14 protein-coding genes are annotated in these 15,201 nt (G+C 48.1%); 8 read left to right on the top strand and 6 right to left on the bottom strand.

The window, feature by feature from the left end:
• Positions 1–44: 44 nt before the first annotated feature.
• The gene (locus tag EGV91_RS00105; RefSeq protein WP_135500138.1) at positions 45–1,772 is read left to right on the top strand and encodes an ABC transporter ATP-binding protein; all 1,728 of its coding nucleotides are present in this window, start codon (positions 45–47) and stop codon (positions 1,770–1,772) included.
• Entirely contained in the window at positions 1,765–3,588 is a 1,824-nt protein-coding gene (locus tag EGV91_RS00110; protein ID WP_135500139.1) for an ABC transporter ATP-binding protein, read from the top strand. Before EGV91_RS00105 ends, EGV91_RS00110 begins: the two co-directional genes overlap by 8 nt.
• Positions 3,589–3,657: 69 nt before the next feature.
• Here EGV91_RS00110 and EGV91_RS17295 read toward each other — a convergent pair whose 3' ends face one another.
• Together EGV91_RS17295 and EGV91_RS00115 are read right to left on the bottom strand one after the other, a co-directional pair.
• Entirely contained in the window at positions 3,658–3,978 is a 321-nt protein-coding gene (locus tag EGV91_RS17295; protein WP_241666073.1) for a hypothetical protein, read from the bottom strand.
• Between the two features lie 11 nt (positions 3,979–3,989).
• Positions 3,990–4,706 (bottom strand): acyltransferase family protein, encoded by a 717-nt coding sequence (locus tag EGV91_RS00115; protein ID WP_241666074.1) that lies wholly within the window; start codon positions 4,704–4,706, stop codon positions 3,990–3,992.
• A gap of 144 nt (positions 4,707–4,850) precedes the next feature.
• On the opposite strand from EGV91_RS00115, the gene EGV91_RS00120 reads away from it, so the two are divergent.
• The 3 genes from EGV91_RS00120 to EGV91_RS00130 all read left to right on the top strand — a co-directional run bounded on the left by EGV91_RS00120 (position 4,851) and on the right by EGV91_RS00130 (position 7,355).
• The gene (locus EGV91_RS00120; RefSeq protein ID WP_135500140.1) at positions 4,851–5,702 is read left to right on the top strand and encodes a GNAT family N-acetyltransferase; all 852 of its coding nucleotides are present in this window, start codon (positions 4,851–4,853) and stop codon (positions 5,700–5,702) included.
• Between the two features lie 73 nt (positions 5,703–5,775).
• Complete coding sequence (kynA, locus tag EGV91_RS00125) at positions 5,776–6,630, top strand: tryptophan 2,3-dioxygenase (protein ID WP_135500151.1); 855 nt, start codon at positions 5,776–5,778, stop codon at positions 6,628–6,630.
• An 11-nt stretch (positions 6,631–6,641) separates the two neighbouring features.
• Positions 6,642–7,355: a glycerophosphodiester phosphodiesterase family protein gene (locus EGV91_RS00130; RefSeq protein WP_135500141.1), complete on the top strand. Its 714-nt coding sequence runs from the start codon at positions 6,642–6,644 to the stop codon at positions 7,353–7,355.
• Positions 7,356–7,956: 601 nt separating this feature from the next.
• On the opposite strand, the gene EGV91_RS00135 is transcribed toward EGV91_RS00130, so the two are convergent.
• From EGV91_RS00135 to EGV91_RS00150, 4 genes are all read right to left on the bottom strand, one after another.
• A complete protein-coding gene (locus tag EGV91_RS00135; protein ID WP_135500142.1) occupies positions 7,957–8,976 on the bottom strand; it encodes a DUF2804 domain-containing protein in 1,020 nt (339 codons plus the stop codon).
• A gap of 123 nt (positions 8,977–9,099) precedes the next feature.
• Positions 9,100–9,960 (bottom strand): DegV family protein, encoded by an 861-nt coding sequence (locus EGV91_RS00140; protein WP_135500143.1) that lies wholly within the window; start codon positions 9,958–9,960, stop codon positions 9,100–9,102.
• A 137-nt stretch (positions 9,961–10,097) separates the two neighbouring features.
• Positions 10,098–10,664 carry a glycerol-3-phosphate acyltransferase gene (locus EGV91_RS00145; protein ID WP_135500144.1) on the bottom strand — a complete coding sequence of 189 codons (567 nt, stop codon included), beginning with the start codon at positions 10,662–10,664 and terminating at the stop codon, positions 10,098–10,100.
• An 88-nt stretch (positions 10,665–10,752) separates the two neighbouring features.
• Entirely contained in the window at positions 10,753–12,126 is a 1,374-nt protein-coding gene (locus tag EGV91_RS00150) for a dipeptidase (RefSeq protein ID WP_135500145.1), read from the bottom strand.
• A 150-nt stretch (positions 12,127–12,276) separates the two neighbouring features.
• Between EGV91_RS00150 and EGV91_RS00155 the strand changes: the two genes are divergently transcribed.
• The 3 genes from EGV91_RS00155 to EGV91_RS00165 all read left to right on the top strand — a co-directional run.
• The gene (locus EGV91_RS00155; RefSeq protein WP_135500146.1) at positions 12,277–13,530 is read left to right on the top strand and encodes a hemolysin family protein; all 1,254 of its coding nucleotides are present in this window, start codon (positions 12,277–12,279) and stop codon (positions 13,528–13,530) included.
• 215 nt (positions 13,531–13,745) lie between these two features.
• Positions 13,746–14,798: a YkvI family membrane protein gene (locus tag EGV91_RS00160; RefSeq protein ID WP_135500147.1), complete on the top strand. Its 1,053-nt coding sequence runs from the start codon at positions 13,746–13,748 to the stop codon at positions 14,796–14,798.
• A 197-nt stretch (positions 14,799–14,995) separates the two neighbouring features.
• On the top strand, positions 14,996–15,201 hold a 206-nt coding region (locus EGV91_RS00165; RefSeq protein WP_277751523.1), incomplete at its 3' end, for an RNA polymerase sigma factor.

The following is a 15,201-nucleotide window of genomic DNA, read 5'->3' on the forward strand; positions in this document are numbered from 1 at the left end:
AAGATAAAAGTTCGTGTATCGAAATGTTCAAGGAGGCTATGCGAGTGAAAACTGTTTTTTCTTACGCCAAACCATATAAATTTTTAATCGCCATCGCCTTGTCTCTTATGCTGCTTGAACTGACAGTGGAGCTTCTGCAGCCGCTGGTCATCGCAAAAATCATCGACGACGGCATTCTGGCGGGCGACCGCAATCAAATCATCGAATACGGAATCATCTTGATGGGGCTTTCAGCCATCGCCTTTTTATCGGGTGTCGTAAACTCCTATTTTGCTTCACACGTCTCGCAAAGCTTTTCGTTCGATTTGCGGAAGGTCGTTTACGCACGGATTCAGTCTTTTTCGCTGGCAACGTTCAACCGCTTCCCTGCGTCGGGCTTGATCACGCGGCTGACCAGCGATGTCAACTTAGTCCAGCAGGTGCTGTTCATGAGTTTGCGCATCATGCTTCGCGCGCCGCTGCTCGTTATCGGGAGCATCGCCATGGCATTTGTCGTCAACGCCCAGCTGGCAGTTTACCTGGTGATTGTATTCCCGGTACTGTCGGTGTTTTTATACGTTATGGTGAAAAAAGGCGTTTCCCATTTCAGTTTTGTCCAGCAGCGGCTCGACCAGCTTAACCGGATGGTTCAGGAAAACCTGCAGGCTGTCCGGCTGATCAAAGCTTATTTGCGCGGCAAACACGAATCGAACCGTTTCTCGGGTGTAGCCGATTCGCTGAAAATCGATACCGTGAAAGCATTCCGCGTCATGGAAATCATTTTGCCGATTCTTTTATTTGGCATGAACTTGTCGTTATTGGCAGTGCTGTGGTTCGGTGCATTTGAAATTCGGCAAGGCAGTGCTGAAATCGGTGAATTGGTGGCGATCGTCAATTACGCAATGCGCATGACAGGCGCTTTCTCCATGTTCTCATTCATCATTATGGCGTTTGCGCGTGCGAAATCTTCTTCGGAGCGAATTGAAGAAGTGCTGCTTGCGGAAGACGTGCGCGAAAAAGACGAACATGGCGAAGACAATATGCTGCACCGCGGAGCTGTCGAATTCGATGGCGTGTCGTTTGCTTATCCCGGAACGGACCGCTTGGTGCTGAAAAACATTTCATTCAGTTTAAAGGCAAATGAAAAACTGGCGATTATGGGTGCGACTGGGTCGGGGAAATCGACCCTCCTGCAGCTCATTCCCCGCTTTTACGATGCCACGGATGGCATGGTGAAAGTCCACGGCAGCGACGTGCAGAAATGGAAGCTGCGGACATTGCGAAAAACCATCGGCATCGTGCCGCAGCAATCGATGCTTTTCACGGGAACCATTTCAGGCAATTTGTCGTGGGGAAAAGAGCAGTCGGAGCAAAGTGAACTTGCCGATGCCGCGGTAAAAGCCCAGATCCACGATACCGTTATGCGTTTTCCGGATGGCTATAATACGCGTGTCGGACAGAAAGGCGTTAATTTATCCGGCGGCCAAAAGCAGCGCTTGTCGATTGCACGTGCACTCGTACGCAAACCATCCGTACTGATCTTGGATGACAGTACAAGCGCGCTTGATGTGAAAACAGAAGCGGCGCTGTGGCAGGAGCTCGAGCGGGAAAATGCGACGATGCTCATGGTTACACAAAAAATCCGCACAGCGATGAAAGCAGACCGCATCCTGCTTTTGGAGGATGGCGAAATTTCGGCCTATGGAACACACGAACAGCTCTTGAAGGCGTCTTCGCTTTACCGGCAGATTGCCTTTTCACAGCAGGAACAGGAGGTGGACGAGTATGTTTGATGCAATTCGCCGTCCATTCGGCTACGAACCGGTAATCCGGAAAGAAGACTTAAAAAAGAAAGACAGCAAAAAAAGCGAGCGGGCGGAGAATTGGCAATCCACGCTGCTGCGCATCTGGAAACTGGTGGATGAACACCGTTTGCTATTAATGACCGTGCTTGCCTTGGTGTTCGTCAGTTCAGCTTTGGCGCTGCTTGGCCCTTACCTGATCGGTTATATCATTGATGAATTCATCGTCCCCCAAACGTTCAGCGGGATGGGAACGGTCATCTTCTGGCTCATTGCCGTTTATATCGGGCATTCTGTTTCGTTATACCTGCAAAACTATTGGATGGTCGGGATTGCCCAAGCGGTGATTTACCGGATGCGCACGAGGCTGTTTGAGCATCTTCAACGCTTGCCGGTATCATTCTTCGACAAACGCCAGCATGGCGAGTTGATGAGCCGCATGACGAATGACATCGAGAACGTCTCGACGACGCTCAACAGCACGTTCATCCAGGTGTTTTCGAGCATCCTGACATTGACGGGAACCATCATTATCATGCTGTGGCTGAGCCCACTGCTGACGGTTTTGACGCTGGTCATCATTCCAATGATGTATGTGGCGATGCAATGGATCACCAAACGCACAGGGCGCCTTTATAAAGAACAGCAGCAAGCCATCGGCGAATTGAACGGCTTGATCGAGGAATCGATTTCGGGGCAGAAAATCGTCAAAGCCTTTTCACAGGAGCCACGCGTAATGGAGGAGTTTCTCGTGAAAAGTGAGAATCTTCGCCGTACAGGCTTTTGGGCATGGACTTTTGCGGGCTTCATTCCGAAAGTGATGAACTTTTTGAACAACGGCAGTTTTGCGATTGTCGCAGGCGTCGGCGGAATTCTTGCGCTGAACGGATCGATTTCCATCGGCGTCATTGTCATCTTTACCGAGTATGCACGCCAGTTTACGCGTCCGCTCAACGACCTGGCGAATCAGTTTAATACTGTCCTATCAGCTATTGCGGGTGCGGAGCGGGTATTTTCAATCATGGGAGAAACGGAAGAAAAAGACGAAATCGTATTGAATGTAGATAAGAAATTGCACGGGATGGTCGAATTTGACGACGTGTCCTTCAAATACGAAGGCGCAGAAGAGGATTGGACAATCCGCAATGTGAGTTTTGCCGTAGGCGTTGGCCAGACTGCCGCATTAGTCGGAGCAACGGGTGCAGGGAAAACGACGATCATGCAATTGCTTGCCCGCTTCTATGACGCAGCGGAAGGGCAGATTCGCCTTGATGGCACACCGATCGAAGCGATGCCGCGGGAGACGCTGCGCAAACAAATCGCTTTTGTGCTGCAAGACCCATTCCTTTTCGAGGAAACGGTGCGGGAGAATATTCGCTATGGCCGCCTCGATGCCAGCGACGACGAAGTAGTCGAGGCTGCGAAAAGGAGCAATGCCCATGACTTTATCGAGGCATTGCCGTTCGGCTACGACACGGTGTTGAAAGGCGACGGCTCGATGATCAGCCAAGGGCAGAAGCAATTGCTGTCGATTGCAAGAGCGCTGATTGCAGATCCTGTCATCCTGTTATTGGATGAAGCGACCAGCAGCATCGATACCGTTACAGAGCTGAAAATACAGGAAGCGCTTGAGCATCTCATGTCAGGCCGTACCAGTTTCGTCATTGCACACCGCTTGAATACAGTGCGGCAGGCTGATTTGGTGCTGGTGATGGAGATGGGGGAATTGGTCGAGTTCGGCAAACAGCAGGACTTGATCGATAAGGGCGGAGTGTACACGGCAATGCTCGCGGATGCGAAGCTGTAACCGTACAGTAAAAATCATTCCTGACACAAAAGAGACAGAATGCAGCGTACCTGCCATTCTGTCTCTTTTTTAGCTCAGGTGCATATGTTTGCGTGGATTGAAACGGCCGATGAGGATTTCGCCGAGCGGAATCGTCTTGGGAATCAAGATGGACAAGACAATCGGCACGAATAACCCCGCTAATGTATAGGTCAAAATATTATAAGGGAGCATGTCTTTGACAACAAAACCGATGAAGATGTGCAAATACATGATAGAAATTGAATGTTTCTCGATTTTCTCAAACCAAGGCAGCCGTTTGATGGCTGTCATCTGCTGGAAGATGCCGACGATTAAAGCGGTCATCGCAATCGGTATGATGAGATCCAGCAAGAAATGGTCGTAGCGCAAAAACTTCAGGCTTAATGGTAATTGATAAATCCGATGCCATCTGCAGCCATCGCCAAAGCAGCGATTGCCGCGGCGATGCCAATTGCAGCTTTCGGGATATTCATCCAAAATGCCTTGAAATAATAGCCGATTGCAAAATAGACAACGGCAATAAGCACAACGTCCAAGTTCCAGATCATTGGAATCTGGGCAGAGGCAGCATCGGGTTCCGAGGCGAGCCCCATAGCGAATGTCCCTTCCAGCTGTGCGGCGATATAACAGGCAGCCAAGATGGTGAACTGCAGCCAGCGCTTTTGGCGTGTAATCCATAAGAACAGCAAGTAGGTCGCGAACATGACCGTCACAAACCAAAAGACGCCATGTTCGCCGCGCAAGAATCGTCCGCCGACAGTCAATTCGATCAAGTCTTGCCTAAGGAAAGCTGAAGTAAGGGTGCCATCGCCGATCATCATGCCGTATTTAAAGAACGTCAATAACAGCAGGAAAAATAGATAAGGCACCATCAGCTGCATGAAGCGTTTATGGATTGCCGGTTTTAATTGGCTATTGTCAGCTATCGGTTTAAAGAACAAGCCGCTCAAAAGGAAAAATGCCGGCATGTGGAACCAATATATATATGTGATTAAAGGGGATTCAACAGGCATCGGCCCTGAATAATGTCCGATGACAACAAGCACCATCAAGAAACCTTTTACTGCATCCACCCACGTTAAACGTTCTTTCGCCATAATCTGACCTCCGAAAATAAATTCATCAACACATTATAGCCTATCTAAAGCGCCTTTAAACCGATGATACACAACGGTAAAAGTTCGTTTAATTCTGTAATCTTGTGATACCATGAAAATAATCAAGCGAAGGGATGGTGGAAAATGAATATTTCCCTATCAATAGAGTCATTTCCGTTGGATGGCAAGACCGTTCAGGATGCCTCAGATTTTTTAGCCTTATTTCAAACAGATTACAGCCAAGTGCTCCATAGACCGCTATGGCAAAACCCCGAAGCCCGAGGATTTGCAGTTCTTGCTTATACAGATGACGGGAAATTAGCAGGATTTGCTTCTTCGGCAGATATCGTCGGTTTGCATCATTATGAGTGGTCCGTGCTTGTGCACACCGATTACCGCCGGATGTCGCTTGGCACCGCATTGGCAGAAGGCATTGAACATGGCCATAGCCAGCGCCAGGCAGAAAGTGTATTGGCTGCATCCATTGAAACGCCGGAAGCTGCACAATTTCTGGAAAGCCTCAGTTACAGGCTCGATTTCAAGGAAATCCTGATGGCGGCGGAACCGATGGAGGAGATGGCATTGCCGAAAGATTTGGAGGTGCGGTCCTATAACGGCGAACGGGAAGAACTCGATGCGCTGTTAGAGGCGGCATTTGATGAAGGGATCTTATCCGTGATTTCGCATAATATCGAGTCGCCCGACCGGAACGTTTGGGTGATGGCACGGGACGGCAAGATGGTGGCTGCTGCGACACTTCTTGAGGAAGGCGCGGATTTATGGGTGACGGCATTCGCTGTCGATCCGAAACAGCAAGGAAAAGGCTATGGCAAAGCTTTCTTATTATGGTGCAGGCATCATGCATTTGCTGTTGGCAAGCGCCAAGTCCTGCTGGATGTCGAAACGGAAAACGATGCACTGAAAGTTTATGGGAAATCCGGCTTCCATGCAGTAGACACCGTGGCCTATTGGAAAAAGGCTGCAGAAGCGGCATAATTGGTATGGAATACGAGCATAGCGGGTATAGCAGATGAGGACAGCTGAAGATGAGCAGGACGGAGCCCAATCCATGAACGATTACAAAAACGGCCAAAATATTGCAGCTGCAAATGAAAGCAGCATCCGCACGGATTTCAAAGAAAGCATGACGTATGGGGAATATCTGCATCTGGACCAATTGCTGAACGCACAAGGCGGGGTCAGCGGACATCACGATGAAACCCTATTCATCATCATCCATCAAGTGTCCGAACTATGGATGAAGCTGATTTTGCATGAATTGACCTCGGCAATCGACCATATCGGCAATGATGATCTCCAGCCGGCCTTCAAGCAATTGGCGCGCGTTTCGAAAATCCAATCCCAGATCATCCAAGGCTGGGACGTGCTCGCAACGATGACGCCAGCAGAATACATGGAATTCCGCGGAGATCTTGGAAATGCCAGCGGTTTTCAGTCGTATCAATACCGGATGATTGAATTTGCCTTGGGCTATAAAACACAGCATGTGTTGAAAATCTACGAAAAAGATGATGCGCTGCATCAAACGCTGCTGGAAGCTTTCGGCAAACCCGGCCTTTATGACGCGGCTATCCAGAAACTGGCCCGAAGCGGTTTCCATATCAATCCTGATGTCTTGAACCGTGACGTTACGAAAGTCTATGAATCGGATGAAAGCGTCAGAGAGGCGTGGAAAACAGTTTACCGCGATGTGGAAACGCATTGGGAATTATACCAATTGGCTGAAAAACTCGTCGATATCGAAGACTGGCTTCAGCAATGGCGCTTCCGCCACATGAAAACAGTGGAACGCATCATCGGTTTTAAACAAGGTACAGGCGGCTCATCAGGAGTCAACTACCTGAAGAAAGTGCTCGACCAATACTTCTTCCCGGAACTATGGGAAATTCGGACGGAAATTTAGGAGGCCACGTGATGAAGATTTTTGCACATAGAGGAAGTTCCGGAACACATCCGGAAAACACGCTGGCTGCTTTTAAAGCAGCTGCGGCATTGCCTATCGACGGTGTAGAAATCGATGTGCATTTGACTAAAGATGGGGAGATTGCTGTCATCCATGATGAAAGAATCAATCGGACAACTGACGGCAAAGGCTATGTGAAAGACATGACAATGGACGAATTGCAGGAATACGATGCAGGTTCTTGGTTCTCGGAAGAGTGGAGCGGCGAACGCATCCCGACACTTGATGAGGTATTTGAAATTTTCGAAGACACGCCTCATCGACTGAATATCGAGATCAAATCGGATGTTTTTCCATACGATACGCTCGTAGATAAAGTCATCAACCTCGCCAACAAGCGGGGGCTGATGGACAGGCTGCTGCTGTCTTCGTTCAACCACGAAGACGTCCTCCATATCTGCCGTGAAACGGAAGTGAAGTCGGCAATACTGACTTCCCAGATTTACGTGGATGTTTACGATTATGCCCGGGTCATCGGAACCAAACAAATCCATGTCTCGCTGCCGGCTGCATTCCGGAAAATGACGAGCGATGCTTTAAGAAAAGGGTCGATTGTCTACGTGTATACCGTCAATACCATTGAATACGCCGAACAATTGCAGCAAATCGGCATTCATGGCATTTTCACGGATTACCCGGAACGTATGCTTGAAAAGTTGAAATGATATCAAAAACAGGACCCGGTGCAAACTGCGCCGGGTCCTTTCATGTTGTCGAGAAACTTAGATGTTGGTTATGCATTTCGCTTCAGGTGGACGCGTTCCGCGGGCACGGCTTCAGCCGCTTCCCTCGCTCTGCTCAGTCCAGGGTCTTCAGCTCGTGCTGTCCCCGCTGGAGTCGCCGCCTTCCGCTTCATTCAAAGGTATTTCTAAATAGAGAGTCATTTCTTTTACTGAAGAACACAAAAGATATACTTTTTGCAGTTTCTTTCCTGTTCTCTAGATATGGAGCAAAACAGCGGAGAAAACCTTACTGCTCCTGCAGTGCTACGCACTTCGTCGCAAAGACTTGCCCTCGCAGGCTTCGGGTAAGTCTTGCCTGCGGGGCAGAGAAGCGACGAGACAGCCGAGACACCGCAGGGAGCGCAGCGACTGAGGAGACTTGGTGCTCGCCCGCGGCAAGCGGAGCTGTTTTGCGGAATATCGACTCCATCAGAAAAATGATTTACCTTTCTCAACAAAAACAGGACCCGGTGCAAACTGCGCCGGGTCCTGTTTTTATTATTCATATTAGGTGCTTTGTGCAATCATCATGCAGTTGCAGGCTTCACCATTTCGCGAAATGCTCCTCGACGGCTCCGAGGATTTGGGAGATTTTCAATTTCCGGCCGTCAGGGTAACGGACATAGCCATTGAAATAGCCGATCATTTGATGGATTTCCGATTTTACCAGCTTCAAGTCTGTTTTCGATTCTCGCTCGAAAAACGGCGTGAAAGTCAGTTTAACGTCATCTGAAAACTTGCTCTGGATAAACCAGGGCTCTTTGTAATTCTCGCTATTGTAATGGAAAAGGACGTCTTCGTGCAGTTTAGTCATCTTGCCATCAACAAAAAAAGCATTTTCGGTCATGCCGGTGCCGTCTGTCCATTTGCCCCCGAAATTCAAGCCGATGGTTTTACCGTCAGAGCGCTGCGAAGCAACTCCCCAATTCCATGAGGACTCCCGCGGCCAGATGCCTCTGCCGTAATCGAGGACTGCAAAACTGTCGCCCGGATCCATTTTATAGGTCCGGTTGCCAAGCTTGACCGAACCGGTAGCAGGAAGGGACAGGTGCTTGCCTGTGAATTGGAAAGTCTGGCGGTTCCAAGGGATCACTACATTAAGTGAATCGTGGTTTTCGGGGTGGCGGATCCGCAATGAAGCTTCCAGCGGCTCTCCATCGAAGTCTTCCACTTCTACTGAAATGCAGGTTTCATTTTGCTCATATTCAAACTTTATATTCATCTCTTCATGGCGGAAGTGGCTGGTATCAAGAACTTGATTGGGCAATTTAATTTGGCGGGTGAAGGGCATAATGACAGTTTTCTCATAAAAACGCTGCGTTTCGTAATTCAGGAAATAGACAAAGCACACCGTCGAGTAATCCAAATGGCAGATTGTAGCTGAAAACATCACTTCTTCACCGAAAACACACCAGTAATTCCATTTTTTCTTGCGCATGAAATTGCCACGGAGATTGCTGACTACCAGTGGCTGGCGTGCAAAACCTATCGCATTCGGATTTAATTGTCCTTTTGCATCACATAGCATGACATGTTCCGTAATTTCACGTTCCATATGTTGCATTGAATCCACCTCACCTTCAGCGATCATTGTAAATGGTAATTCCATTGTAGCAGAATTTTCACAAAATAGCCGTCGGTAAGGTGGAAAAAAGCCCCAGACATTTTTCATGCCCGGGGCTTTCAATTAGTTCTGTGGCGGCTTTCTCCAAAGCAGGGCGATGGTTCCCTCACCTGCATGCACTGCAAGCGATGAGCTTAGGTCTCCGACTAGGATTTTGGCTCCGGGCACAATTTTCAGGATGTCCTGTTTCAGGCTTTCGGCTTCGTCCAGCACATTGCCGTGCATGATCTGGAACGTGTCGGTGCCGTATTTTTCATGGTCTTCTTTTACACGGTCCAGCAGATATTGGACCGCTTTTTTATGGGAGCGGACTTTGTCGATCGGCACCAATTCGCCTTCCGCGCTCAATTGGACGATCGGCTTCACTTTCAGCAGGCTGCCGATATAATACTGGGCTCCGCTCATGCGGCCGCCTTTGTATAATTGGGACAGGTTGCCGATCAAAATGTAATTGCGCAGGTCATGTACCTCTTTTTGCAGGCGCTCGGCAATTTCCTCAGCCTCCATGCCTTGCTTCTGCAACACAAGGCCGCGGTCAATCAAACCGGACAAGCCATAAGACAATGCCAGCGAGTCGATTGCATAGACTTTAAAGCTGGTCATTTCGGCAGCCGCCGTAGACGATGCAATCGTGCCGCTCAATTTAGCAGAAGCGTGGACGGCAATTGCGCATTCGTATTCTTCTTTCAGCTTTTCATAGAGTTCGGCGAATTTGCCGGCAGAAGGCTGGGATGTCTTTGGAAATTCAGCAGAGCTTTTAATGCGCGCATACAATTCTTTATTCGTTAAATCGACGCCATCGTCTATGAATTCTTCTTGGCCGAAATGGATGTTCAATGGCACCATATATACGTCAGGATGGGCTTTGAATTCTTCAGTGACGAATCCTGTTGAGTCAAGGATCCAAGCAATAGGTTTTTTCATGTGTCATAACATCCTATCATTAAAGTTTTTTGAATAAATAAACTATAACATGAATAGCTTTAAGGACATAGTACTATCTTGGAATCGAGTGAATACGCGGTTTTAGGTAGATTCTAATATTAGTGAATGGATAGTATTTATTGTTTATTGAACCTGATTCGGAATGATTCTTTAATGTCCGGAACGTGCTTAATGAGAATCAGTGCCATGGCAGCCAGGAGCGGCCAGAACTCGGGAAACTCGCCGAACCAGAACATCGAGACGGCATACGCAAGAAAACTGAACAGCATGGTCAGGGTTGCGCTCTTGACGAACGGCAAAAAAGCAGCGAACATTGCAGCCATCACGAGGAATAAAGACGGTGTTAAGATCAGCGCAGCGCCGATAAATGAAGCGATGCCTTTGCCGCCTCGTCCTTTTAGCCAGACAGGGAAGAGATGTCCGCAGATGGCTGAGAGCGCGCCAACTGCAATTATCCAGGTTTGGAAATCGAAATAATGGCCAAGCCAGATGACGATGCCGACTTTAGCCGCATCGCCAAAGAATGTCAGGAAAAAAGCAGTTTTGCCGATAACAGCACCTGCATTGCGTGCGCCCAGGTTGCCGCTGAGTTCGTTTCGCAAGTCGACCCCTTTCCACTTGCCGACCCACCAGGCTGTCAGAATATTTCCAATTAAATACGATGCAATCCAATAAATGGCCATTTTTACCTCCGGGAAAAGATAATTGATTCAAAAAAGGCAAAGTCAAAAAAATGGCCTTCCTGTTCATAAGGAAGGCCATGGTTTGATCTTACAGTTTTGCAGCTTCGAATAAGTAATCGCTGATGACGCGAAGGCCTTTATCGAAGTTTTCAAGATGGAAATGTTCGTTTGGCGCATGGAAGTTTTCAGATGACAAGCCGAAGCCCATCAAAACGACCGGCAAGCCCATGACTTGGTCGAATACGGCAACAATCGGCACGGATCCGCCCATGCGCGTAAAAGCGGTTTTGACGTTATAGACCCTTTCGTACGAACGGCCTGCGGCTTGGATTGCCGGGTGGTCGTAAGGCGTCAGGAATGGCTGGCCTTTATCGAATTCTGAAATGTTCACAGTGACGCCCGCTGGTTTATGCGCTTCGACGTGCGCACGCAATTTGGCGACAATGTCATCCGGGTCCTGGTTGGGTACAAGGCGGCAAGTAATTTTAGAACTTGCTTCGGCAGGCAGCACGGTTTTGATCCCCTCGCCGGAGAAGCCGCCAGTGATGCCGTTGATTTCGAGCGTTGGACGGATCCAAGTGCGCTCGATGAACGAATAGCCTTTTTCACCGAAATCTTCTGTGATGCCCAGGTCTTTCTTTTCCTGCTCCAAATCGAATTCAAGAGCGGCGAATTCAGCGCGTTCTTTGTCAGAAACTTCAAGAACATCGTCATAGAAGCCTTCGACTTGAATGACGCCTTCTTTATCGCGGAACGACTGCAGGATTTCAACAATGGCATGCAGCGGATTCTGTACAGCCCCGCCGTAAAGACCGGAATGCAAATCGCCTTTTGGCCCTTTGACATCAATCTGGATGCCGGCAAGCCCGCGCAGTCCGTAGCATACAGCCGGACGCCCCGGACCTTGCATGCCTGTATCGGAAATGACGATCAAGTCGGCTTTCAATTGCTCCAGGTTCTGTTCCACATATTTCGGGAGGTTCGGGCTGCCGATTTCCTCTTCGCCTTCGACGATAAATTTGATGTTCACCGGCAATTCGCCATTCAGTTTGAGCAAGGCTTCGACCGCTTTTACGTGCATGAACGTTTGGCCTTTGTCGTCGCTGGCGCCGCGCGCGTATAATTTATTGTCCCGAACATGCGGGTCGAATGGCGGCGTTTCCCACAGGTTCAATGGATCCACAGGCTGCACGTCGTAATGGCCGTATACAAGAACATTCGGTTTTCCTTCCGCATGGAGCCAGTCGGCGTAGACGACAGGATGGCCATCGGTTTCGAAGATTTCCGCGTTTTCAAGACCTGCTTCCTGCATCGACGTTTTCAGCCATTCCGCCCCTTTGCGGACATCGTCTTTGTGCTCTGACAATGAGCTGACAGAAGGGATGCGCAAAAATGCTTTCAATTCTTCAAGATGCTGTTCCCGGTAATCTTTAAAATATTGATCAATCTGCTTTGCGTTCATATGATCCCTCTATTCCATAAATTTTAATTATGGAAAAATTATAACATACAAGATATGGTTTTCGACATTTGGAAAATGGCTGTGATATAATTGTTGCTACGGAAATAGCTCGTTTAAAAAATGTGTTTTAAGGCACTGGAGGAAATAAATTTGTTTATTGCATTGGGATTATTTTTGGCGATGTCGTTCTTCTTCTCGGGAAGCGAAACGGCTTTGACAGCTGTAAATAGGATGAAGGTCCATCTTCGCGCGGAGCAGGGTGATGTGAGATCACAAAAGCTGCAAAAATTGATCGCGAAGCCGGACCGTATGATCACTACATTATTAATCGGAAATAACATTGCCAATATTATGCTGCCGACGTTAGTGACGACAATCGCTTTGACAAGAGGGTGGGAAGTCGGAATTGCGACGGCTATTTTGACCTTGGTGCTGATCATCTTCGGAGAAGTCTTGCCGAAGACAATTGCGGCAACTTTCTCGGATAAAGTCGCATACTTGGTGTTCCCGGTTATTTCTTTTCTCGTTGTCATTTTCAAGCCGCTGACATGGATTTTGGCGCAATTCACGAATATCTTTATCCGCATCATTTCAAAAGGCACCGTTAAAGAAGCGACGATGACCAAAGAGGAATTGCGGACAATGGTCGACATCGCTTCGACGGAAGGAACGTTTGAAGAAGATGAATCCGAGCGCATCAAAGGTGTGCTTGATTTTCCGCATAAGGACGTTTCAGACGTCATGTCAACCCACCGTACGGATACGGTAGGCATCCCGATCGATTCGACGTATGAAGAAGTGCGTGATTTAATCTTGGATTCCTCGTATACGCGCTATCCGGTCTACGAAGAAAGCCTCGACAATATCGTTGGCTTGTTTTTATCAAAGAAATTGATCGAATGGTCAATGAACCCGAACCTGACGCTGGCAGAGTTGATGGATGATAATCCGTTATTCGTTGTTCAGTCGGTCAGTGTGGAAAAAGTCTTTAAAATGATGATGGCGAAGAAAAAGCACATGGCTGTCATTCTTGATGAATATGGCGGCACACTCGGCATCGTCACTCACGAAGACATCATCGAAGAAATGATCGGACAGGACATTGAAGATGAAACGGACGAAGAAGAAGACGAACTGGTCTTCGAAATGACTGACACTCAACTAACGTGCCATGGGCGCCTCGAAATCGAAGACGTCAATGAAATGTTCCATGTTGAAGTGCCGAATGACCACGATACGATTGCCGGTTTTGTCATGCAGCAGCTCGGGCATGTACCGGAAGAAGGCGAAGAGTTTACGTATGAAAACCTTCACGTCAAAATTAATGAAATGGACCGCAACCGCATCATGCGTTTGACGATTACAAAAAACGTTGATGAAGAATTAGTGGCCAACTCACTATAAAGCTAGCTGAGAACCCCCGGGCGAATCCGATAATTCGCCGAGGGGTTCTTTTCTATTGCCTGAAAATAGGGATTCACTGGGATTTATAGACGAAGAAAGCCCGATTTTCAAGTTAATCGCCGATATATTGTTTATCGTTGATTTCTAAAGGTAAAGGATATAAGAGCTAAGTTTAACGTGCGGCTGGAATGTCTTTAAAACGGAAGGAGAATAGGATGAAGAAAAGTTTAAAAATCGCAAGTGCATTTATCGGAATTGTGGTCGGCGCAGGTTTTGCCTCCGGTCAGGAAATTCTGCAGTATTATACCAGTTTCGGTTATTGGGGATTGGCAGGGGTAGCACTGGCAGCTGTATTATTCGGCTACCTGGGGAAGGTTCTAACGGGGCTCGGAAGCAGGCTGCAAACAGTCTCCCACGAGGAAGTCGTTTACAAAATCGGCGGCAAAGTGCTTGGACGGATCATCGATTACACCCTGATCCTCACATTATTCGGCATTTTAGTTGTCATGATAGCGGGAGCAGGTTCAATATTCTCCCAGCAATTCGGTTTGGCTCCGGCATTTGGCCGGGCAGTAATGACGGTGATCGTCATCCTGACCATCATGTTGAATGTTAAAAAAGTCATTACAATCATCGGCAGTGTCACGCCATTCCTTATTTTGATGGTTGTCGGGATAGCGGCGTACAGTTTGCTGACGATGGATGCCAGCTTTACTGAACTCGATCCGGTCGCGAAAGAGCAATTATCAGCAGCACCGAATTGGTTCATTTCGGCGATCAATTACGTTTCGTTGTCGATCGCATTGACGACTTCCATGGCACTGGTCATGGGCGGTGCGGAAAAAGATTCTAAAATTGCTGCCCGCGGCGGCATGATCGGTGGAATCGTTTTCGGCGTATTGATTTTGCTGAGCTATTTGGCTATTTTCTCGAAAGTGGATATTGTGGGCGGTTCTGATTTGCCGATGCTGCGCTTGGCAGACAATATTTCACCATTTCTGGGCATTGTCATGGCCATCGTCATCTTCGCCATGATTTACAACACAGCGGTCAGTTTGCTGCTGTCGTTCTCCGCGCGATTCACTGAAATGGGCACGAAACGCTTCAGAATTTTCGTGATTGTTTCAGGGATCATCGCGTTCGGATTAAGCTTTGTCGGCTTTACGCAATTGGTCAACTGGTTCTATCCGGTTGTCGGCTATCTGGGATTGCTCCTTGTAGGTGCATTGATATTGGCAGATATCCGCAAAGTTGGGAAAGAAAAATAATCGTTTTAAATGAAAGAGAGAAAGCAGCGCTGCTGGCAACCCGGGATTCGGGATGTCTGAGGCGCTGCTTTTTTCTTCATTACATAAATGTAAGCGAAATGAAAGTGAATGCGATAGAGGGAAAGGTTGCGGTGCGGCACAATAAGCTTAACAAGAAAAAACAGGAACCGGTAAGTAAACGGATGGAGGAAACGATCATGGAAAATGTCTATGCGGAATACAATCGCTATATCTATCATTTATGCCTGAAATTGACGCGCAATAAAGCTGAGGCGGAAGATTTGATGCAAGAGGTGTGGCTGAAAGTCGTGCGCTATGAATCATCGATTAAAGATGTCGACCACGTAAAAGCTTGGCTGACGACAATCTGCATGAACACTTTCCGTGACCGTTACCGCAAAAA

The organism is Planococcus koreensis, from assembly GCF_004761975.1.
Taxonomy (GTDB): Bacteria; Bacillota; Bacilli; order Bacillales_A; family Planococcaceae; genus Planococcus; species Planococcus koreensis.

Coding starts and splice junctions, on each gene's coding strand:
- EGV91_RS00110 (WP_135500139.1), top strand. CDS start 1,765: ATGTTTGATGCAATTCGCCGTCCATTCGGCTACGAACCGGTAATCCGG.
- EGV91_RS00115 (WP_241666074.1), bottom strand. CDS start 4,706: ATGGCGAAAGAACGTTTAACGTGGGTGGATGCAGTAAAAGGTTTCTTG.
- EGV91_RS00120 (WP_135500140.1), top strand. CDS start 4,851: ATGAATATTTCCCTATCAATAGAGTCATTTCCGTTGGATGGCAAGACC.
- kynA (WP_135500151.1), top strand. CDS start 5,776: ATGAACGATTACAAAAACGGCCAAAATATTGCAGCTGCAAATGAAAGC.
- EGV91_RS00130 (WP_135500141.1), top strand. CDS start 6,642: ATGAAGATTTTTGCACATAGAGGAAGTTCCGGAACACATCCGGAAAAC.
- EGV91_RS00135 (WP_135500142.1), bottom strand. CDS start 8,976: ATGCAACATATGGAACGTGAAATTACGGAACATGTCATGCTATGTGAT.
- EGV91_RS00140 (WP_135500143.1), bottom strand. CDS start 9,960: ATGAAAAAACCTATTGCTTGGATCCTTGACTCAACAGGATTCGTCACT.
- EGV91_RS00145 (WP_135500144.1), bottom strand. CDS start 10,664: ATGGCCATTTATTGGATTGCATCGTATTTAATTGGAAATATTCTGACA.
- EGV91_RS00150 (WP_135500145.1), bottom strand. CDS start 12,126: ATGAACGCAAAGCAGATTGATCAATATTTTAAAGATTACCGGGAACAG.
- EGV91_RS00160 (WP_135500147.1), top strand. CDS start 13,746: ATGAAGAAAAGTTTAAAAATCGCAAGTGCATTTATCGGAATTGTGGTC.